3 protein-coding genes are annotated in these 955 nt (G+C 64.2%); all 3 read right to left on the bottom strand.

From position 1 onward, the window contains the following. A partial coding sequence (locus EN781_RS33250) for a GDSL-type esterase/lipase family protein (protein WP_245492720.1) occupies positions 1-324 on the bottom strand: 324 nt, incomplete at its 3' end. Further along, positions 321-746 (bottom strand): hypothetical protein, encoded by a 426-nt coding sequence (locus EN781_RS33245; protein ID WP_126054624.1) that lies wholly within the window; start codon positions 744-746, stop codon positions 321-323. The genes EN781_RS33245 and EN781_RS33250, both read right to left, overlap by 4 nt. Positions 747-759: 13 nt before the next feature. Then, a partial coding sequence (locus tag EN781_RS33240; protein ID WP_189347984.1) for a 2-oxo acid dehydrogenase subunit E2 occupies positions 760-955 on the bottom strand: 196 nt, incomplete at its 5' end.

Here is a 955-nt window from a genome sequence, read left to right as displayed (position 1 = left end):
CTGCATGCCCTGCTTGGCGGCGACCGGATTGCCGTGGATCCACGGCTTCATGTCGTTGGCGCCGAGCATGATGACGATCAGGTCGAGCGGCGCGTGACTCATCAGGATCGTCGGCAGCACTTTCGCGCCGTTGCGGTCGGCGCCGGCGAGATGATCGTCGAAAGCGGTGGTGCGGCCGTTCAGGCCTTCGGCGATAACCTCGACGCCGTCACCGAGCGTTGCCTTGAGCACGCTCGGCCAGCGGTCTTCCAGCGCATGGCGGCCGAGGCTGGCGGCGTCATAACCCCAGGTCAGCGAATCGCCATAGCAGAGAATTGTCTTCATGCGCTTGCCCCATCCCTGCCGAACCCTGCCGCCGAGCGCTTGAGCCGCCAGCGCACGAACAGCCAATGCATGATGATCGTCGCGACACCGGGAAGGATCATCCCGGCGATTATCGAAAGGTCGCTCGCGGTCGCCCGATTCTCGGCCGGCACTGAAAAGGTCCATCCCACCAGCGCCAGCAGCGCGAGACCGAAAAACACCAGTAGCCACCACAATGTCCGGTCGACGGCACGAACCGGGTCGGCGAAGAACTGCACGGCGAAGAAGAGGATCGTCACGACGACAATGATCAGGGCAGTCGCCGCGAAAACCAGTGTGTATTCCTCTTCCGCGCCGGTCAGGACGGCCAGCTGCTGCGCCACCAGCGTGCCGGCCGAGCTGGAGAGGAAGAAGGCAAAAAGGCTGGTGAAGAATTTCCGCACCGCCTTTCCCTTCTTACACCAGCATGCCCATCGGGTTTTCGATCATGCGCTTGAAGGCGCCGAGCAGTTCGGCGCCGAGCGCGCCGTCGACCGCGCGGTGGTCGGTCGAAAGCGTCACTGACATCACCGTGGCTATCTTGATCTCGCCCTTCTTCACCACCGCCCGCTCCTCGCCCGCGCCGACGGCCAGGATCGTCGCATGCGGCGGG

The organism is Mesorhizobium sp. M4A.F.Ca.ET.090.04.2.1, assembly GCF_003999085.1.
In the GTDB taxonomy this organism is placed as follows: domain Bacteria; phylum Pseudomonadota; class Alphaproteobacteria; order Rhizobiales; family Rhizobiaceae; genus Mesorhizobium.
The sequence above is the reverse complement of the archived record's forward strand: the minus strand, read 5'-3'. Positions and strand labels throughout refer to the sequence as shown.